17 protein-coding genes are annotated in these 19,279 nt (G+C 48.5%); 5 read left to right on the forward strand and 12 right to left on the reverse strand.

Annotation, left to right across the window (positions count from 1 at the left end; all coding sequences use genetic code 11):
• Positions 1–121: 121 nt before the first annotated feature.
• Both EKM89_RS12175 and EKM89_RS12180 read right to left on the reverse strand, forming a co-directional pair.
• Positions 122–1,525 (reverse strand): S-layer protein, encoded by a 1,404-nt coding sequence (locus EKM89_RS12175; protein WP_125688896.1) that lies wholly within the window; start codon positions 1,523–1,525, stop codon positions 122–124.
• A 499-nt stretch (positions 1,526–2,024) separates the two neighbouring features.
• Entirely contained in the window at positions 2,025–3,236 is a 1,212-nt protein-coding gene (locus EKM89_RS12180) for an aminotransferase-like domain-containing protein (protein ID WP_125688898.1), read from the reverse strand.
• Positions 3,237–3,466: 230 nt separating this feature from the next.
• Between EKM89_RS12180 and EKM89_RS12185 the strand changes: the two genes are divergently transcribed.
• The gene (locus tag EKM89_RS12185; protein ID WP_125688900.1) at positions 3,467–4,375 is read left to right on the forward strand and encodes a LysR family transcriptional regulator; all 909 of its coding nucleotides are present in this window, start codon (positions 3,467–3,469) and stop codon (positions 4,373–4,375) included.
• A 283-nt stretch (positions 4,376–4,658) separates the two neighbouring features.
• On the opposite strand, the gene EKM89_RS12190 is transcribed toward EKM89_RS12185, so the two are convergent.
• Both EKM89_RS12190 and EKM89_RS12195 read right to left on the reverse strand, forming a co-directional pair.
• Positions 4,659–5,162, reverse strand: a complete 504-nt coding sequence (locus EKM89_RS12190; RefSeq protein ID WP_125688902.1) for a helix-turn-helix domain-containing protein — start codon at positions 5,160–5,162, stop codon at positions 4,659–4,661.
• A gap of 11 nt (positions 5,163–5,173) precedes the next feature.
• The gene (locus tag EKM89_RS12195; RefSeq protein ID WP_125688904.1) at positions 5,174–5,536 is read right to left on the reverse strand and encodes a hypothetical protein; all 363 of its coding nucleotides are present in this window, start codon (positions 5,534–5,536) and stop codon (positions 5,174–5,176) included.
• 512 nt (positions 5,537–6,048) lie between these two features.
• Here EKM89_RS12195 and EKM89_RS12200 point away from each other — a divergent pair.
• Positions 6,049–6,636 (forward strand): SdpI family protein, encoded by a 588-nt coding sequence (locus EKM89_RS12200; RefSeq protein ID WP_125688906.1) that lies wholly within the window; start codon positions 6,049–6,051, stop codon positions 6,634–6,636.
• 98 nt (positions 6,637–6,734) lie between these two features.
• On the opposite strand, the gene EKM89_RS12205 is transcribed toward EKM89_RS12200, so the two are convergent.
• From EKM89_RS12205 to EKM89_RS12220, 4 genes are all read right to left on the reverse strand, one after another.
• Positions 6,735–6,974 (reverse strand): DUF2922 domain-containing protein, encoded by a 240-nt coding sequence (locus tag EKM89_RS12205; RefSeq protein WP_125688908.1) that lies wholly within the window; start codon positions 6,972–6,974, stop codon positions 6,735–6,737.
• A gap of 28 nt (positions 6,975–7,002) precedes the next feature.
• Positions 7,003–7,200, reverse strand: a complete 198-nt coding sequence (locus EKM89_RS12210) for a hypothetical protein (RefSeq protein WP_125688910.1) — start codon at positions 7,198–7,200, stop codon at positions 7,003–7,005.
• A gap of 99 nt (positions 7,201–7,299) precedes the next feature.
• A complete protein-coding gene (locus tag EKM89_RS12215; RefSeq protein WP_125688912.1) occupies positions 7,300–7,860 on the reverse strand; it encodes a helix-turn-helix domain-containing protein in 561 nt (186 codons plus the stop codon).
• 757 nt (positions 7,861–8,617) lie between these two features.
• Entirely contained in the window at positions 8,618–9,802 is a 1,185-nt protein-coding gene (locus tag EKM89_RS12220) for a D-alanyl-D-alanine carboxypeptidase family protein (protein ID WP_225421879.1), read from the reverse strand.
• An 884-nt stretch (positions 9,803–10,686) separates the two neighbouring features.
• Here EKM89_RS12220 and EKM89_RS12225 point away from each other — a divergent pair.
• Positions 10,687–11,133, forward strand: coding sequence for a CopY/TcrY family copper transport repressor (locus tag EKM89_RS12225; protein WP_125688916.1), 447 nt, complete (start codon positions 10,687–10,689; stop codon positions 11,131–11,133).
• Between the two features lie 56 nt (positions 11,134–11,189).
• On the forward strand, positions 11,190–13,265 hold the full coding sequence (locus EKM89_RS12230; protein WP_125688926.1) for a heavy metal translocating P-type ATPase: 2,076 nt from the start codon (positions 11,190–11,192) through the stop codon (positions 13,263–13,265).
• Between the two features lie 486 nt (positions 13,266–13,751).
• On the opposite strand, the gene EKM89_RS12235 is transcribed toward EKM89_RS12230, so the two are convergent.
• From EKM89_RS12235 to EKM89_RS12245, 3 genes are all read right to left on the reverse strand, one after another.
• Entirely contained in the window at positions 13,752–14,213 is a 462-nt protein-coding gene (locus tag EKM89_RS12235; protein WP_125688918.1) for a hypothetical protein, read from the reverse strand.
• Between the two features lie 249 nt (positions 14,214–14,462).
• On the reverse strand, positions 14,463–15,392 hold the full coding sequence (locus EKM89_RS12240) for a DMT family transporter (protein WP_125688928.1): 930 nt from the start codon (positions 15,390–15,392) through the stop codon (positions 14,463–14,465).
• Positions 15,393–15,849: 457 nt separating this feature from the next.
• On the reverse strand, positions 15,850–16,497 hold the full coding sequence (locus EKM89_RS12245; RefSeq protein ID WP_125688920.1) for a FusB/FusC family EF-G-binding protein: 648 nt from the start codon (positions 16,495–16,497) through the stop codon (positions 15,850–15,852).
• Positions 16,498–17,157: 660 nt separating this feature from the next.
• Between EKM89_RS12245 and EKM89_RS12250 the strand changes: the two genes are divergently transcribed.
• The gene (locus EKM89_RS12250; RefSeq protein WP_125688922.1) at positions 17,158–17,727 is read left to right on the forward strand and encodes a sugar O-acetyltransferase; all 570 of its coding nucleotides are present in this window, start codon (positions 17,158–17,160) and stop codon (positions 17,725–17,727) included.
• A gap of 234 nt (positions 17,728–17,961) precedes the next feature.
• On the opposite strand, the gene EKM89_RS12255 is transcribed toward EKM89_RS12250, so the two are convergent.
• Positions 17,962–18,963 carry a GW dipeptide domain-containing protein gene (locus tag EKM89_RS12255; RefSeq protein ID WP_125688924.1) on the reverse strand — a complete coding sequence of 334 codons (1,002 nt, stop codon included), beginning with the start codon at positions 18,961–18,963 and terminating at the stop codon, positions 17,962–17,964.
• Between the last annotated feature and the right edge of the window lie 316 nt (positions 18,964–19,279).

Consider the following 19,279-nt stretch of genomic DNA (forward strand, 5'->3'; position numbering starts at 1 on the left):
TCATACAAAAAGAGCCCTAATCACCAAGTGATTAGAACTCCAATATTTTGTTCACCAACAACAGTTGACGAAGAACCTTTTTATTTAACTTAGCTAATAGCTAATTCGATTTAGAATCGAATTAAGCAATCCAGCTGCTGTCTGAAGAAGTGTTCGTAGGAGCACCCTTAGTCAATACAGCTGAGAAGCTAGCAGTCAACGTGTCGCCGTAAGTTGCAAGACGGTTGTCGTTGTTGAAGTTAGTTGGTTCGTAGGTGAATTCGTAGTGGTAAGCGTCACCGTTAGATGCGTAGTAAGTCTTTGCACCAGTGATTTCGGCAGTACCGAATGCACTAGAGATAGTAGCAAGGTTGTCACCAATAGTAGCACCCTTAGTACCAGTCAAAGCCTTGATACCAGCAGCAGACAAGGTAGCTGATAAGTCACTAGTAGATAACTTAGCACCCTTTGCTAAAGTAGAAGCAACAGTGGTGTCAGCAGAGTTGTCAACGTTGTCAGCAACTAATTGTACCTTTGAAGTTGCAGCAGCAGTTACGTCAACGTATACAGTGTTGCCGTAAGTAGCTGAGGCAGTAGTTACAGTACCAGAAGTCGTGTAACCAGTTGGCAATGAGTTAGTAACGAAGTCAGCTAACTTAGTACCAGCAGCGTTGGTAGCAGCAGCATCAACAGCTGCGCCGGCCTTGGTGCCAGAAGCGTTAGTGATCCAAGTGGCAGTACCAACTTGAGTCTTGCTAGTAGCATCACGGTAAACGACCTTAACACTGTTGTCGTTAGTAGCAGCAGCGTCAGACATAGTCAATGAAAGGCCACCAAGGTCTTGGCTAGTAGCGTTAGCAACATAGCCCTTACCTGCGTAGATCCAGCCAGAGATTGAGGCGTTGTTGTTGTCGGTTACGTGGTAGTATAATGAACCTTCAGCGGTCTTAGTAGCAGCTTGGTCTACCTTGAACGTGTCGGTCGTCTTAGCACCGTAAAGGCTAACTTTGCTTGCCTTGTATTGGGTGTAGTGAGGGGCAGTCCAAAGAGTGTTCTTTGAAACATCCTTCAAGTAGTAACCAGTAGTCCGAGTTGGGTTAGTAGCAGTCGTAGTAGTTTCAGCAGACTTGATACCACCAGCAAAGGCAGTGTCAGAAGTACCACCGTAAATGTAACCACGGTACTTGCCATCCATCGTAACTACACGGTAGTAAACTGAACCACGGTTAGTGGTCTTAACACCGTAAGCACGGAAGTAGTTAGCTGACTTCTTTGATGAAGCCAACGTAGCCATAGTTGCTTTTGAAGCAACAACCTTAGCACCCTTAACAGTACCAGGCTTAGTGTACAGAGCGTTTGTACCAGTAGCTTGAACGTTACGCTTAGTAGCGTCAGTGGTTAACGTGGTATAGGCACCGGCAGTAGCATATGACTTAGCTGAGGCAGTAGTTGAAACTGCAGCAACTGAGGCAAAGCTTAAAGCAGCCAGACCCAAGTAAAGAGATTTCTTTAAACTTGATTGCATAATTTTTCTTCCTCCAAACATAATATATGTAATTTATCAAGCAAGAATAGTATAACCGAAGTTAGCGCTTTTGTTAAGAATTTTATTCCAACTAGACACCAACTCATTAAAGCCATTCCTTAACTACAAGTCTGATTATAGCCGGGAAAGCGTTTAGAAACAAGGAATATGACCTTTTTGTCGTTGGAATGAAATAATCAGGTGGGTTCTGTAATATTTCTGTCATTTATACGCTTTATGTATTTCTTAATTAAGGGGCTTAGCTTCTATAATAGCTCATCGATTTACGTTTCTTTGGTTATGTATAAGATTAATGCACCGTTAAGGTAAGGCAACTTACTTGCAAAACATCTCCCGACGGTCCATACTGCAAGTATCAAATGAAAGGGGGTGATGCTTTTTGGCAACAGGAAATTGTTACCTTAAAGTAATCGCTTCCGCGGAGAACGGAAACGACTAACTTCTTTAAGGTAAAGGCCCGGCGAAATGTTATTCGCCGGGCCTTTTTGTCTGCTTTTTTCTAGAACACCGGGCGCGTCTCTCGCACCGCTGCCTTCACCTGATCACCCAATCGCTTCATCCCCACTGCAATCTCATCCGGTGTCATACCCGTGAAGCACAGGCGTAAGCCATTGTGGATGTCGCGACTTGGATAGAAGTTGGTTCCCGGCACGTAACTCACGTGCGCCTGTGGAATAATCTGATCCGTCAAGAGTTTCCCCGCATCCATATCCGCCGGTAACGTGACCCAGTCGAAGAAGCCCCCTTGAGGCGTCGTGAAATCAACCTCGTCGGGGAAGTCCGTCTGTAACGCCGTAATCATCGTCGCGCACTGGTCACGATAGTGGTTTCTAAGGACATTGACGTGCGCATCCAAATCGTTTTCTTCCATAAATACATTAATTGCTGCATGGGTCACGTTGGTCGCTTCCAAGTCGCTACCGAAACGGACCTTCATAATGGCCGCTAATAACTCACCATCGGCGACCAACCAGCCTGTCCGCAATGCCGGCATTAATATTTTCGACATGCTCGACACGAAGACCACTCTACCCTGCGTGTCGAAACTCTTGATAGCCGGTAGCGGCAACTCGGTATAACCCAAGTCCCGGTACGGCGAATCCTCTAAGATCACGAAGTCATACCGGTTTGCCAAATCGACCAACTGCCGCCGTTTAGCCACGCTCATCGTAATCCCGGTTGGGTTGTGGTAGTCCGGCACCGTGTACAGGAGCTTGATGCCTGGGTGCTGCCGCAACGTTTCCTCCAACTGGTCTAAGTCGAGCCCATCCGCCTGCAAGCCCACCGCGTGATACGTTGGTTGATACAGGTCAAATGCCGCCAACGCCCCCACGTACGTTGGCACCTCCACGGCTACCTCGTCGCCTGGGTCCAGTAAGGCCTTGGCCACCAGTTCAATGGCCTGTTGCCCGCCGACCGTCAAGACAACGTTGTCTGCCGTGGTCGTCACTTGACCCCATTTACCAATTCGTGTCGCCAATTTTGCTCGTAGATCCAGGTTCCCCTGCGATGTTTGGTATTGGAATAGGTGGGCCCCCTGCTGATCAATGGCGTCGCGAAACGCCCGCTGCATCTCTTTGACCGGGAATAAGCTTTCCTTGGGGCTACCCGCCGCAAAGGAAATGGCGTCCGGATGCGAATCAGTTGGAAACAGACCACTCAGGGCCGAAGTCACATCTGGGTTGGCGCGTTGTGCTAACAAATTTTTCATAAAAGAGTCCACCTTTCTGGTGAATCCAGCCCCCAGCCAGACTCACCGGCACTATCGTCATCATTCACTATCGGTATCACATTTAGCCGTTACCTTACCGACCGGCCAAACTACCGACTGAGGCTTCCTGCTAACCTGAGAGTATGATAGAATACCTGTGAACGAAAAGCTATTTCAACCATCTTGAAATAGCGTGAATGTTATTCATCTTTACCAAGGAGGTGTTCCCGATGTTACCCTTTGCCTACCGCGTCTTCCAAGCTATCGTCCAAGAACAAACCTTTTACCGGGCCGCGCAAACGCTGAACGTGACGCCCTCAGCCATTAGCCATTCCGTCAATCAACTGGAAAAAGAACTCGGGTTTCCCCTCTTCATCCGTAACCGAACTGGTGTGGAACTCACCCCGGATGGCAAGACCATCCTGCCCCTGATTCAGGGCGTCATCAACGCCGAAGATCGCCTCCAACAGGCTGCCGCCAACATTAACGGCATGAACGCCGGTTCTGTCCGGATGGGCGCCTTCTCGTCCGTGTGCATTTCCTGGTTGCCACCGATCATCCGCCAGTTCAAACAGGACTTTCCGCAAATTGACATTACCCTTGAACAAGCCGGCTTTGGTGAAATTGCCTCGGCCGTGAAAACGGGCCGGCTGGACCTTGGCCTGTCCGCACTACCGGTCGCCGAAAAGTTGACCGTGCTCCCACTGATCAAGGACGAAATCTACTGCATCACACCCAGCGACTTCATCCCCGCCAACCGGACAACGGTCACGGCCGCGGACCTGGTCGATCAGAACTTTATTCTGCAACGCGGCGATTACGACAAGGACACGAAATCCGCGCTGGACCATTACCGGATTCGACCGAACGCCCTGCGCTACTCCATCGACGATCAATCGATCCTTGCCATGGTCGAAGCTGGCATGGGAATGGGCATTCTCCCTGAACTCGCGTTAGAACGGGTCAGTGGCAACGTTAACGTCTATCCCTTCGACACACGCTTCTACCGAACCATCTGCCTAGTCGTCAATTCCGAGCAGGCTAAGGCGCCCTCGACGGCGAAGATGATTGCTGCCATTACACGGTATGTGGTGGAGACTTATCCGGATAAGGTGCTGGAACATCCGCATGTGGGGTGAAGTTTGGCTAGTGGTAAACTGGTCGCACTGCGGATGATTGGAACCTAGCACCTATTCCAACTTGAAAGTGATTTTATAACGAGAGTGGGATAAAAGGCGATTAGCCGGCGAGCATTAAGGCGGATAATCGAATAACCCCGGGCTTGGGTTATTTGGTTATCTGTTTTAAGCGGAGTCAGCTGCCTTTTGTCCCACGTTTCAGCAACGTAAATTCGGAGATAGCAAAGGAGTCTGGGGTTTGTCCCAGACTCCTTTGCTATCCCCATTATCGTCGACACCTCTACTACAATACTAATTTTTGCCGAATACTTTGATACTGTCTTTCTGGGACTACCGCTACTTTAGATTGGACTAACCTTGTAAATGCCTGTGAGCTCTCGGACATTCGAAAGAGACTTTCTTGCTCATCGGACTGTAAAACGAGCCCATTTTCAATTTCAGATAGTGTGCTGTAACTTATCCCCAAGACTAAAGCATATTGTCTTAGGCTCAAATGATAGCCTTGACGTATCTCTTTAATTTGATTGGGCGTTAAAACACCAAATTGCTTACGATACTCACGAAAATCCAGTTGTAAATTATAATCTGGATTATCGATTGGTTCTAAATAGTTATTGTCATCTCGTAAGTTTTCTCCCTTTTGTACCCAATAAGTATGCACAACTGTAATCACCCGTCGTCTTACTTTAACCTCCTCAGTCACAGAAATAACTGAGAATTCTTCAATTTCACCAGTTAAGGCTCGCTTTCTCTCAATATCTTTTAGCCACTTATAACTTTGTCCCATTTGCGTACACCTCACTTGAATTTCGTAAACGTTTGATCTGGACTTTTCTCACTGGGATGCAGTGAACGTAGCTCTGCCCCTTGCGTAGAAACGTAAAATTTCACATACAGCTGTTCTTTGTACAAGGCCACTAAAAACTCATAGACATGTAAATTATGATTATTCTCCTGATGATGAACAGCAGACGGACCACGAAAATACTGACTCTTGCTTAAAACCATTAGAGCTTCACGAACCATTCTCTTATAAGAGATCCCCATCTCATCTAAGAATAGTCGTGACTTTTTATTTAGTCTGACATCCAGCTTTCCCTGCTCATAAAACTCTATCAGCCGAAAAATTGTTAGTTCAACATTAGCTTTATCATCCTTCAAAGATTCTCCCCCAAGCGTAATTATGTTACTTGTAGGTAACATAATATGCTCTTTTCACCAGCATAGCAATTCTTTTGTCTTACAATGATTTTTATAATCAATCATCCGATTTTGAATGTAAACGTACACTACTAGTCGAGGTTTAGCAAACCTCAGCTGACAAAATGGCCTCATTCCTGAAAGACTTAAAGTTCTGCATTCTAAAATCAATTAACAAAACAACACGCTCCTTTCGAGTAGGCGGTGTGATTATAGAACGAAAACGAAATTAAACTGTGATTTTTCTCTTTGAAACTAGTCTATAACTGTATATGCGTGTCTAAATCATAATATTACGCTTTTCGTTCCATAATCACTAAATATTTTCTAGTTCAAACTAACTACTCTGATTTAATTCAACTATCCCCGTTCAGTCACCTAATTATCAAACGTCCTTCACGCATCCCTACACTCACTTCAGCCCTAAAGTATCTTAAACCCTCATCAATGGGCGATAGATTGGACTGATCACAATGTTACTTCCCCACTACACGCCTGCGAAAACGCGGCTGTTTTTGCTTGGCAATGCGCTCCTCTTACTCCTGAATTGGCTGGCACAGCTTACCCAGTTCAAAGCGGGTTACCTCCGACCCGTTCGTTCTAGTGTCGACTTATTGGCTTTTACCGTCATTTTTCTATTGCTCCTGGTCGCCAGCTTTATAAATAAGCCGATCACCTTTGCCAAAATGTTGCTAGATTTCAACTTGGTTTTTACCATTTATGCGTTGATTTTACTGTTCTTCCCCCAAGTGCTCCAAACTGCGACGTTGAACCGCAACCTCGGTGGTATTGCCCTCACTGTTTCCCTTCTTGCGCTGACCCTTCCCTACGTCTCGCGCAACCATCTCGTCGGTATCCGGCTCCCTTGGACTTATAATTCCCCCGTCGTTTGGCAAAAGACCAATCTACTCGGTGCCCACCTGCTACTCGCCAACGGCATCCTCAGTGGCTTTTTCGCCCAGCTGAGTGCCGACTGGCTGACGCGCGCCCTCATCACGGGAGTCATCGTCATGGCTGCGGTGACGACTGTTTACTCCTATCGCTTGTCAAAAAAAGTTTGACGTGTAACTTCTCTATGTAAATCCAAAACAACCGCCACCCCGTTACGGATGGCGGTTGTTTTAGGTTGCGTTACGTTGGTGACTACTGGATCAGGCCGTTAGACGGCGGGGACTGCGGGCTTAGCGCTAACCAAAGCCGTCTTAGTCGTTTCCACGATATTGGCGGCATGTGGTTCGGCGTAGAGCGTCACCCCATCCTTGGCGAACAACTTGGCGGTGGCGATCTGCTTCATGAGGCTCTCGACCTCAGCTGGCGTCAATTCCGCGTTGACGTACTTCAGACGCAGATGCTTGATGCGCGTATCGGAGCCTTTAAAACTCAATTCTAATGCTTTCATTAAATGACTTCCCTTCTATTAGTAGGCGTTAGGCAACAGCATTTTGTGTGGCGATGACGGCGTTGTGAAATGGTAAGCCCGTCAAACCGGAAAGGTAGCCGCCGAAATCCTCGACTTGTTTGGCTGCCGGATCGGCAATCGCGTTTTGTAACACGATTTTCACCGGGTGGTCAACGTCGATCCCGAGGATAAAGGTAATGGTCGTTTTCTTCCAATTCGTTTGCATGGTGGTGCTCCCTTCGTGGTGCGATTTTGGTAAGTGTTGGCCAACCCCTACACTCTTACTAACGAAATCCGACCTGATTTTGTAACGCAGTTTTCGAAATTAATTTAAAAAATCGTGATCTGCCGTCAAATGGTGAATCAGTCGTTGGGTCAACAACCTGCGCCAGCGATAGACCGTGTTGCGGCTCACCTGATGTTTCGCAGCGATTTCATCGACCGTCAGCTGATCGACCAGCGTCCCCACTAGAAAGTGCCATTCACCAGCTTTACCAGACGCCCCAATTAATTTCAGCAGGTATTTACGATAATCGGCGAGGCCAATTGCGGCCAGAACGTCATCATCGTCAGGTAGCCCACTCAGTAACGTGTCGCCATCCCCACTCTCCTGATGACTGTTGTCGCGAAAGTCGTGACGGCGTTGATCCATCAGTGTCCAGTACAGCTTCTGCTGCGCATAGGCTAAGAACTGATGGGGCTTCTCCTCGGGATCTTCCGGGAAGGCGTGATAAATATCAGGAAATAAAACGCGTGCTTCTTGAAAATAATCCTCGTAGTCCGGATGACCAGGTTTCAGATTGAGTTTCTTTAACACGCCATACAGCATGGTTTCGTGATCGCCGGTAAACAGGAACTTATACGCGGCGGCGTTATCGATGGTCATTTTATGAATCATCCTCTCCATTGTGATGATCCATAGCGCTATGGACAGGCACCAACCTACCAGCTATTGGAAAAATAATCGAACTGCTAAAAACGGGTCCGCGTTGCGATAAATTCAATTATGTTCTTGTTTGCTTAAGCCCTAAGAGATCAACCGGCGGGAAAATCTCGGCGTTGTATGACTTATTAATCTATTCATTTTTTGCACCTTTTTACGGGTAAAAGGCCGAGATATTGCCAAACTTTTTCGTGTTATCCAGTAAGGGGATTAGCCCCACGAATGATTGACGCTGGTTATCGGTCACAAATTCGATTACGGGTGAGAACAGGTTACTGACAGACTGCTGGTTGCGGGTGACACGACAGCGTTTATATGGCTGACGGTCGACGAGCATTAATAGATAGCTGCAAATCGTACGACTAGCGTTATTTTGTATAAAGACTACAGCCATCACGCGATCGGCTATTGGGAGTATTAGTTGTTCAGGTGACAGATAATTGCTCCCGTTACCGCACACAAAAAAGCGGTAAATCTCACATGGCTCGTGAGATTTACCGCCTAAGCGTTTTCTATCTGAAGGTTGAAAACCAAGCTTGGAGACTCGGTACTTTCGAGGCTTCAAGTTGTGTTCGCACCGATCCAGCCCATATCTGCCGGCCGGTAAGGCGATGGTTGGACAACGTTGCCTAATTTTAGACCCAGTATCGTTGTGATAACGGTCATAACGTGTGTTTCGGAACTTTAAACCTTCAGTTTTCTATTTAAATGCCACATTCATCGGCTGGATCAACACCGTCAACAGATGGTCGGTAGTTGCCTTAGTCGTAAAGACGACTCGGTCGGCGAACAACGTGGCATTCTGTTGCGAACGGTACATGACCTGCTGTTTAGCGCCCGTCGTTGTGTCCGTAACCGTGGCCTGAGCGACTGGTTCCCCCGCATCCACGGTACCGGACGATAATTGGGTCGGCGTTAGTTTCGTCTGGACCTTAGTCGTCAAATTAGCCGACTGGTTGAGGTACCACACACCGGCCTGACTCACGATGGGGGCAGCCGTCACCGTTGTGATTCCATTGGCCAGTGAGATTTGCTTGCTGGTCAGCGGTGTCGTTTCCAGTTGATACTTCTTCTTCAGCTGCTTGATCAGTTTGTTCATGGCCGAGAACGTGGTGTCCCCACCCAGAATCGTGGCGATCATTCGCTGACCATTGACCGTGTACGTTGCGGTAAAACACAACTTGGCATTTTCCGTATAACCTGTCTTGAGCCCATCAATCTGGCTCTCCTTCTTATACTGTGCCTGCCCTGGCAAGCAACTATTTTCATTAAAAATTTGCGTCCCGTTAATGCTGGCCGCCGTCTTGCTGGAGATGGTCGTAATTTCCGGATCAGCCGTGAGCAGATGTTGGGCCACGGTCGTAATCGCCTTAGCCGAGACCAAGTTCTCTTCCTTTTCACCGGTATCCGGCAAGACCAAGTTGTAGTCCTTCAAGTCGGTATTGTCCAAACCGGACGAACTAATAAAGTGGGCTTCGATTCCCCAGTCTGCACTCTGCTGATTCATGAGCTGGATAAACTTGGCGTTACTACCAGCCACGTACTCACCGAGTGCGGTCGCCGCACTGTTGGACGAAGCAATCATGGCCGCTGCCACCAACTGCCGGACCGTAAAGGTGTCACTGCTCTTCATCCGTAGTGAGGAGTAAGCGTAACTGTGACTAAGTTTAAGCAGATTCTTACTGATTGGCACTGGATCATTCCAACTAATTTGGCCATCATTGATAGCCTTGACCGTTAAATACACCGTTAATAACTTTGACAGCGAGGCAATCGGATACTCCTTGTCCGCATTTTGCTGGTAAAGGACCTGGCCACTCGTTGCGTCCATGACAAAGGCCGCGCGTGCGGGAACTTTGGTCACGGTGGCAGCTTTCGCAGTCACCCCAATACCTCCTAAGAAAGTCACGACGAGAGCCAACAATGCCCCACGCCACAACCAGCGTTTTATTCTAACCACAAGCGCGAACGCTCCTTTCACCCTAACTTTCATCTGCGCAGACCACATTGGCTCTGCACAGCACCGCTTTAACTCTTTTAAATTTAGTCGTTCCCGGCAATCAGCGACTGGCTATCGTCAATTCACCACCGGACTTATAAAAATAGACTATTTCCAGCGGGTTGACAAGGCTTAATTGCGTGACTACATTTCTGTAAAGATTGCCACCAATCCGCTGTCCGTTACCGTTTGCCGCCAAGAATCCCAACAAACTAACGGCGACCGTTAATATAGTCTAACTTTGATTATACAAAGTGTACCAAGAGATGGTATGAATATGGTGATTCTTGCCAAAATTTTAACTTCTAATTGATTAATTTGTGAAACCGCTACAGCCTACTTTCTATTAACGCCAATGATAGCTTGGACAAGTCACTGACCAAACATTTTAATCTGACGTCGTCCACAGACAACTTACACGGCCCACTCGCTACAATGATTACTGTTAGATGCTTTCACGACAACGTCTAATCGCTAACCACGAGCCGATAACGCGGGTTCACGCAAGTAGCGGGCTACTCGTCAGGCATGGCAGGGTCAGGCCAGCGGGCTACACTGTGGGTGTACTTTTCGAAGCTTGCAGTCAAGCTCGTCGTCCGTATCTCAGGCCGCAAGTAGTCCGCCACAAGCAGGCTTACCTGACCATCGTAGCGGTTAAGAAATAGCCAAAAGATAATCCCCCAATATATTCTGCTTGACAGGGGCACTAGGAGGCGGTAGACTAAAGTCATCAATTAAGATTACATTTGTAAACGAAGGGAGCTGTTAAGATGGCCACCACAGAATTAGCGATAACCATCTCCGACGCAGAATGGCGCGTCATGCGCATCGTTTGGACGTTGGGACAAGCAGATAGCCGTACCATCATTGAATTACTAGAACAACAACACGACTGGAAGGCGCCAACTATCAAAACGTTGATTGGTCGTCTGGTGAAAAAAGGGGCCTTGGGGACCACCAAAAACGGCCGCCAATTCATTTACACCCCGCTCATCGCGGAACAGGCTGCCATGGACGGCGCCCTTCTGAATGAACTCGACCAGATGTGTGCGATGCACCGTGGCACAGCACTGGTCCACGTGATGGAACAGACCGAATTAAGTAAAACTGACATTCAAAGTTTAATCGATTGTTTAGCACAGAAGTTACCGACGGCCCCCGATATGGTCGACTGTGATTGCCTGCCAGACGGTTGCGAAGGGAGTTGTGAACCATGAAAGAACGCGAAAATGTAGGCATGTCACACATGAACATGCAGGCAGATATGAAGGGCATGAAGATGCCAGATGACAGTAAACAAGCACCCCACGATGACATGGGTCATACCGACATGAGCAATATGGATATGACGCACATGGATATGGACATGGGTGACGGTCACATGATGCACATGGGAAATCTGAAGCGAAAGTTCTGGGTCTCTCTCATCCTGACTATCCCCGTCGTCTTAATGTCACCCATGATGGGCATGAAATTACCCTTTCAACTGATTTTCCCAGGCAGCGACTGGGTTGTGGCCATTCTTGGGTCCATCTTCTTCTTCTACGGTGGCGCGCCCTTCTTCAGCGGCGCCAAGGCTGAGTTACAGATGAAGCAGCCGGCGATGATGACCCTGATCACCATGGGGATCGGCGTCGCTTACGTCTACAGTATCTACGCTGTCATTGCCAACGACTTATTACACGTGACGCCAACCGTCAACAATTTCTTCTGGGAGTTGTCGACTCTGATCGTCATCATGTTACTGGGCCACTGGATCGAAATGAATACTGTTATGAACGCCGGCTCTGCGGTCGACGCGCTGGGTAAATTATTGCCACAGACTGCGCACGTTATCGATGACCAGGGCAACAGTACCGATGTACAATTGAGTGACCTCCAACTCGGCCAAACATTGGCTGTGCGTGCTGGTGAACAAATCCCAGCCGATGCGGTCATCCTCACCGGGACTTCCGACGTCAACGAATCTCTGGTTACTGGAGAATCCAAGGCCGTTAAAAAGATGGCTGGTGACAAGGTCATTGGTGGTTCGGTCAACGGTACCGGGACCTTCACCGCAAAAGTTACGGGGACCGGGGACTCTGGGTACCTCGCGCAGGTAATGGACCTGATTCAAAACGCCAAAAGTGCAAAGTCCAAATCAGAAAACTTAGCAAGTCGCGTGGCCGGTTGGTTATTCTACGCCGCCATGTTCGCCGGAATTTTAGCCTTCATCGTTTGGCTGACCGTGGCTAACTTAGCGGTCGCCTTACCCGTGGCCGTCGCAGTCTTTGTTATTGCCTGCCCCCATGCTTTGGGGTTGGCCGTTCCTTTGGTCGTTTCCCGAAGCACAGCGCTCGCAGCGCAAAACGGGTTGCTGATCCGTAACCGGGATGCTATGGAACAGGTTAATCACTTAAAATTTGCCTTGATGGATAAAACTGGGACGTTAACGATGGGGAAATTTAAGGTCAACCATCTGGTTAGTTTGGATAGTCAGTTCAGTGAAGCCGATGTCCTTCGTCTGATGGGCGGTCTCGAAAGTGGCTCTAGTCATCCCCTTGCAACCGGGATCCTAGCCGCCGCCAAGGAACAAAAGTTGACGGTGACCGCCGCAACCGATACGCATCAAGAAACTGGCTTGGGTCAATTTGGAACGCTGGATAATACCACGTACGGTGTCGTTTCCGTAGCTTACTTGGACCAACACAAGCTAGACTACGATCACGACCAATTCACCACTTTTGCCGCCGAAGGAAACTCCATCAGCTTCTTAGTTGCCGGCGAAAAGGTTCTGGGTCTCGTGGCCGAAGGTGACCAGATCAAACCCAACGCTAAGAAGTTGATCACGTCACTCAAGGCCCAGGGAATCACGCCAGTCATGTTGACCGGTGATAACCAGGAAACGGCCAACAAAGTCGCAACCAGCATTGGTATTGACGATGTCCAGGCCCGCCTGTTGCCAGAAGACAAGGAACGACTGGTCCAGAAATACCAGCAATCCGGTAAAGTACTCTTCATCGGTGATGGTGTCAACGACGCGCCTAGTCTGGCACGGGCTGACGTTGGCATGGCGATTGGTTCCGGGACCGACGTGGCGATTGAATCCGCCGACATCATCCTGGTCGCCAGCGATCCAGCCGATGTCATTCAGTTCTTAGACCTAGCACGCGCAACAAACCGGAAGATGACCGAAAACCTCTGGTGGGGTGCTGGCTACAACATAATTGCCATCCCACTGGCCGCCGGTGTCTTAGCGCCAATCGGCTTCATGCTCAACCCAATGGCCGGTGCCATCGTGATGTCCTTGAGTACGGTGATTGTAGCCATCAACGCGATGACCCTGAAGATTAAACGAATTGCAGACTAAACAACAGAATAGAAACGTGTTAAAAAAGCTTCGGTAGTGTGACTCAACTATCGAAGTTTTTTTTTCGTATTCTAAGTAGAAAACAAAGGGTGAAAACCATAGCGGCTCGACAGTTTCGAGTCTTCAAGTTGTGTTCGCACCGCTCCAGTCCAAATCTGTCGGCCAGCAAGGCAATGACTGGACTAGGTTGCCCAGTCTGAGTTCCAGTACTCCTGTCCTAGCAGTCACAATAGCTGTTTTGAAACTTCCTTTAGTAAATTAGCTAAAACATAGAGTCTGGGACATAACTCAAAAAGTTACTCCTTTTAGAATCATTAGATTCTGAAAGGAGCAACTTTTGTTTATGCCACTATGGTACCGAAACGTGCGCCATAAGGCAGTTTGTTGCGCTTAACCTGATAGCAAGAATCAAGCATAATGTCTGCTATCACGTTAATGATCGCAAACTAATCGCCTTATGTCCCACTCTCAAGTCGTTTCTATATGCTATTTTAATAACGCAGCGCTGGCCTTAGCGTTGTATTTCAAGTGGACAGCCTTGGCCGTAACTTGCTTGAAAGGCTTGCCCAGCTTACGTTTGCCGTATTCCTGTAAGGTCATTTTCTTCCCGTGACGGGTAATTTTCGTATAGTTCCAGGTCTTCTCCGGACCGGCGTAGTCCCGTAAGTCATACGTCCCCCGATTGAAACGATACGCTAGGTGCTTGCCACCATACGTTTGGCCGCCAAAATCAGTCATAATCAGTACCGAACTCTTAGCCAACATCATGGCATTTGCCGAAATATCGGTATCCTCCCCGATATGCTTGACTCGTAGCTGGACCCAAGCCCCCCTGAGTTGTTTGGGCGATCCCGTCGTCCACTTTGTCTTGGCCTGTGCAGTGGTTCCCCAACCGAGACTGCCAACCATGCCAAGGACAACGACGGCACCTGTTACAAATTTATTCATAAAATCCCCTCCGATGATAATTAGTATACCACTACCAGAACTGAGAAAAAGGAGAGCGGGCCAAAAGGCGATTAGCTGGCGAGCCTTAAGGCTGAAAGCCAAAATGTTTGCGTTACTCTTGTGACAGTAGGAATTATCACAGCTAAATTAGCGAAAACAACCGCATTCCGACCGCCAGGGATTCCACTTGCTGCGGGGCCGGCTCGCCTGAAAGCCGCCAAGTTCAGGCATCTCCCAGGCTTCCCCATTTTAATCTACTTTTCGGCGCAGGATAAACCGCAACATCTTGTGACCATTCAACGATAACGCCATGACTGCCAAGATGATCAACAGGCCGCCAAACAGGTCGAAACTGGTCAGCTGGACGCTCAGAAAAATCACCGAAAACACCGTGGCTGACAAGGGTTCGAACGCATCTAACAGGCTGGCCGTCGTCGGTAAAATATACGCCAGGCTGTGCGCAAACATCAAGAACGGGAAGATGGTTCCCAGAATGATGATCAGTGCCATCAATCCCCATTCGCCCAGGGTTAAGGTAATCGTCGCATGCCACAGCGGCCCGAACACGTTCAGACAGATGCCGGCAATGAACAAGCCCCAACCGGTGACCGAAATTGCGCCAAACCGCGGCAAGAGCGGCCGGGGAATCAACGTGTTAGTCGCCACCCCGATGGCCGACAAGCCGCCCCAGAACAGGACAACTGGTGAAATGGCCAGACTATTTAAATGCCCATGGGTCACAATCAGCAGCGTCCCAATGAACGCCATCACCATCCCGATGGCTTCCGGCCGCGTCGGCGTGAGGTGCTTGAACAAGAAATAATAAATGCTAATGATGAACGGTCCCAAAAACTGCAGGATTGTCGCAATCGGTGCGTTCCCAAATTTAACAGCTTCGAAATAGAACAACTGCACCGGCACCAACCCCAACAGGCCGTAGCTGACTACCCGGATACTGGCCCGTTTATCATGCCAAATTTGAAAGGGCTGGACGCCGACGACTTGACCCATGACCAACAACAAAAATCCTGCTGTGATCATCCGAACTTGTGTCAGCCATAACGCCGTCACGTGGGGATTTAGCGTGAACAGTGTGCTCGCCGCGACCCCCGAAATTCCCCATAAAATACACGCCGCGCTGGCCAAAAGGACCCCGCGCAAATGATGTTGTCGTTGTATCACTACTGCCACTTCCTACTTCTTAATCAGATTATGTATCCTAATCAGCAACGCCGTTCCATCAGGACGACCATTGTTTTTTACGTAATACCGCCATTTTGGCCCTAGTCTGTTACCCGACCGGACGTTAAGTGCAAGAATCAAGTATAACAAACGTCTCACTCTTACCGGCCAACTCTGAGTGATTCATCATCGAATTATTAGTTTAAAGCGGTTTCATTCTTAGACAATACCAAAAAGAATGGGACATAACTCAAAAAGTTGCTCCTTTCAGAATCTAATAATTCTGAAAGGAGCAACTTTTATTTACGCCACTATGGTGTCGAAAAGTGAGACATCAGGCAGTTTGTTGCGCTTAATCCGATAGCAAAAAACAGGCCAGAGTCAGGCATAGTTCCTGCTATCACGTTAATACTCGCAAACTAACCGCCTTATATCCCACTCTCCCTCATTAAATTTAACGTTTTGGTCGCACCACCGTGAGAAAATCGGTGAGTGCTTGTGGCTCAGTCAACTGCCGGTTACACTGCGCACTATCTCGGCAAATATAATTACCGTTACGTGTGTACGTCCCTAGACCCGACGTTTTCGTCGTGGAAACGAAGAGCGAGACGTTGCCGATCGTATGGCAAATCGCACAAAGGCCCTTGATGGTGTCGGGGTTAAATTGGCCCTGAATCCCAATCAAACGACCGTCATACGGGCCAACCAGATATTTCTTCTGGTTGCCGCCGTCGTTCCAGCCCAGATAGGTCAGTTGATGTAAGTTCAAGCCGGCCCATTCCGGCTGCTTGAGCTTCTTCACCTTTCGAAATAGCTTACTCAGTTGCTTCGTCGTTAGCCGTGGGAATGGGATGACCAAGGGTTCGATCATGCCGATCAATTTTGCGGCGGCTTCACGCGTCAACTTGTCCGGTTGGAGTCCGTGCACGAAGGCTTGGGCTAACGGTTCATCTACTGGCAACAGAGGCACGATGCGTTCCAGCGTTGTGGCGCGAACCACCCCGCGCATCCTGACATCGTTGACAGACAGATAGGCGCTGACCAGGTTGTTGACCTGCTGGGTAATATAACTATATTCGTAAGTGGTAAGTGTTGGTTCCATAATTTTTGTGACGTCCTTTCAGATTTCAAACCTGACACTTCTCCGAAAGGTCCACCAGGAAAAGTGTCGCTAACAGACAGCACTCTTCCGTACTAATAACGATCCAAGTTGTGGCATCGTATCATCATCTCCTCATCCTCAGCCAATCTGGCTAAAGTAACTGGTAGTATACCTGAAAACTTGGGGACTGACAAGAATTGTGTAAAGTCGTCACGTGCCGACTGGCAGAAATTCTACCGGTTGGGAGAACACACCTCCTATCTGACGACCAATAAGCCGCGGACAACTTCACCCGAAAAAAGAGAGTCTGGAATCTCTCCCAAACTCTCCCAGCGAACCAGCATTAGACTCATGTCAGTCACTCTTGATGGTAGTCGTCTGACATCATCCAAAATTTACTGCTAGCTGAGCACAAGTCGCGCCGACCGGTCTGCGTGGCTCAAGTTTATTCTAACAACTAGCCAGCCAATTGTTGTCGAAAGCCCACTGGTTCGCTCGGCCAGTAAATTAAAGGGTCTCACTGCTTAACGCCCAAACAATTATCACTGCGGCCATGATAGCTGTTATTGAATGAATCTACTTTAAAATAATTAATCCGTATAAATTAAGCGCTTTCTATGCTAAAATACGGGTAAACAAACTCTGGAGGTAACCTGACACATGAAGACCGAAAAGGAAAAATTTTTAGCTGGTGAGCCCTACAATATCATGGACCCCGAACTGGCGGCCGACGAAACCAAGGCGCGGCGGCTCTGTAAACTGATGAATGAACTGGACGATACAGCCACCGCGGAAAAGGATAGCCTCGTTCGTCAGCTCTTTGGCTCCGTTGGTAAGAGTCCTTGGGTGCAACCCAACTTCCGCTGTGATTTTGGGTACAACATCCACGTCGGCGACTACTTCATGTGTAACTACGACAATGTCATTTTGGACATCGCCCCCGTAACCATCGGTGACCACTGCATGATGGCCCCACACGTTCAAATTTACTCGGCCTACCATCCGCTTGACCCAGCTGGCCGTGACGCTTTCATCGGCCTCGGCAAACCCGTCACAATTGGTGACCACGTCTGGATCGGTGGCGGTTCCGTCATTCTTCCCGGTGTCACGCTAGGCAATAACGTCGTGGTCGGCGCCAACTCCACCGTCACCAAGTCCTTCGGCGACAACGTGGTCATCGCCGGCAGTCCCGCCCGCGTGATTCGCGAGAACGTTCCCGCAAACAACTAAATTTAAACGCGTTGCGAGCGGCTCTACTTGTTAGTAGAAGTTGCTGGCGACGCTTTTTTTACGATGGCAACCGCTTCAATTAGAGAACACCTATTTTAGTCTCTGTATCGTTGTGACAACAGTCATAATGGCTATTTTGGAACCTTCAACCCTCAGTAATCCAACTAAAAAAGGCTGTGTCGACCACCCATTCATCGGGTAATTGACACAACCTTTTAGCATTAATTTTTCAATTTAAGCGATCCAACCACCCGTACTCAGCACACTCACACTACCAGTCGGCGTTACCTTGACCGTGTAGCGGTACCCTTGAATATCAAAGTCGGCATGGGCCTTGATATTCAGGTTCTTTGTACTCTGCGTAAATGCTTGACTGCTGACGACTTTACCGTGTGCGTTTCGGGTCGTTAATTTGACCGCCTTGCCCGCTTGAAAATCGTAAACGGCCGTTTGGCTGTCCTGTTGTAGTAAAACGACTCGTTGCACGTCGCCATTTACCTTGGCAACCCCGACCTTGACGTGACCAGCTTCATCGACCGTCGTGGTAGCCGTCGTTGCGGCTAGTCCCCGCGTCAATTCACGGTGCAACAGGTTCGGGTAAGTCCCCTTGATAACGGCGCTCACGGGTAACCAGCCAATCGCCTTCCCCGCCGCAGTTTCGAAGTAGAGATACCGCTTCTTACTAGTCGTCGTCAACGACTGAATCGCGTACAACGTTCGGTAGCCGTAGGAGTGACCGTAATGGTTAGCCGTCGTCGTTCCCAATGACTTCTTTGGCATACTCCAGAAATCATTGTTCGTCGTTGGTGCCCAGTAGGCGGTCTTCTTGACACTTATCATTTTACTGATTTGCTGATGGAACTTTAATTGGCTCAGGGCCACATAGCCTCCCACCAAGGTCGTATTGGCCTTGCTAGGACCTGGTACAGCCGTCCCATGGGGTAAAGCCTTGGTGGTCACCTTGGCTAACCGCACGTAACGCTTGCCATTAACTTTGATGACCTTATCGACTGTCCATTGTTTCGTGGTGCTCTTGTCGGTTCCCAAGACCGTGCTCTTCGCGTAAGCTGCGCGCGGATAACTGTAAACCTTAGTTCCTTTGGTCTTAAATGTAAAAATCCGCTGTTGCGGATACGCTGGTAATGTGACCCGTTTGGCCGCCTGTGCAGAAGTTGCACCACCCCATAAAATCAGTCCCAGACTCCCTGCCATTGCTAACTTGATCCAGTTCTTCATGTGTGCTCCTCCTCAGAAATTACTTGCCAACAACTCTTCCTCAACTCATTCTTTATTTTCACGAAACGGGTCGTCCTAGTCACAGACCGTTCCATTAATTCATTCAAAAAATATTAAAGCAACTTTACTGAAGTATACACCAAAAGACAATTAATTGTGCGCGATAATTGATATCCGTAACAACTAATTGCCTTTTAGGGTTCTATGATATTTGGTGTTGATAGAGAAATCTGTCGACGCCATTTTCTGTATAATAAAAGGGGCACACTGCCCCACATCAACATCGTCGACCAAAACTAATTGAAAGTGAGAATGA

This window comes from Levilactobacillus fujinensis (assembly GCF_003946335.1).
Classification (GTDB): Bacteria; Bacillota; Bacilli; order Lactobacillales; family Lactobacillaceae; genus Levilactobacillus; species Levilactobacillus fujinensis.

Excerpts from the sequence above, each read along its gene's own strand:
- EKM89_RS12245 (WP_125688920.1), bottom strand. The coding sequence starts at position 16,497 with ATGGAACCAACACTTACCACTTACGAATATAGTTATATTACCCAGCAG.
- EKM89_RS12200 (WP_125688906.1), top strand. The coding sequence starts at position 6,049 with ATGTTACTTCCCCACTACACGCCTGCGAAAACGCGGCTGTTTTTGCTT.
- EKM89_RS12230 (WP_125688926.1), top strand. The coding sequence starts at position 11,190 with ATGAAGATGCCAGATGACAGTAAACAAGCACCCCACGATGACATGGGT.
- EKM89_RS12235 (WP_125688918.1), bottom strand. The coding sequence starts at position 14,213 with ATGAATAAATTTGTAACAGGTGCCGTCGTTGTCCTTGGCATGGTTGGC.
- EKM89_RS12175 (WP_125688896.1), bottom strand. The coding sequence starts at position 1,525 with ATGTTTGGAGGAAGAAAAATTATGCAATCAAGTTTAAAGAAATCTCTT.
- EKM89_RS12210 (WP_125688910.1), bottom strand. The coding sequence starts at position 7,200 with ATGCAAACGAATTGGAAGAAAACGACCATTACCTTTATCCTCGGGATC.
- EKM89_RS12250 (WP_125688922.1), top strand. The coding sequence starts at position 17,158 with ATGAAGACCGAAAAGGAAAAATTTTTAGCTGGTGAGCCCTACAATATC.
- EKM89_RS12185 (WP_125688900.1), top strand. The coding sequence starts at position 3,467 with ATGTTACCCTTTGCCTACCGCGTCTTCCAAGCTATCGTCCAAGAACAA.
- EKM89_RS12180 (WP_125688898.1), bottom strand. The coding sequence starts at position 3,236 with ATGAAAAATTTGTTAGCACAACGCGCCAACCCAGATGTGACTTCGGCC.
- EKM89_RS12225 (WP_125688916.1), top strand. The coding sequence starts at position 10,687 with ATGGCCACCACAGAATTAGCGATAACCATCTCCGACGCAGAATGGCGC.
- EKM89_RS12215 (WP_125688912.1), bottom strand. The coding sequence starts at position 7,860 with ATGACCATCGATAACGCCGCCGCGTATAAGTTCCTGTTTACCGGCGAT.
- EKM89_RS12190 (WP_125688902.1), bottom strand. The coding sequence starts at position 5,162 with ATGGGACAAAGTTATAAGTGGCTAAAAGATATTGAGAGAAAGCGAGCC.
- EKM89_RS12205 (WP_125688908.1), bottom strand. The coding sequence starts at position 6,974 with ATGAAAGCATTAGAATTGAGTTTTAAAGGCTCCGATACGCGCATCAAG.
- EKM89_RS12255 (WP_125688924.1), bottom strand. The coding sequence starts at position 18,963 with ATGAAGAACTGGATCAAGTTAGCAATGGCAGGGAGTCTGGGACTGATT.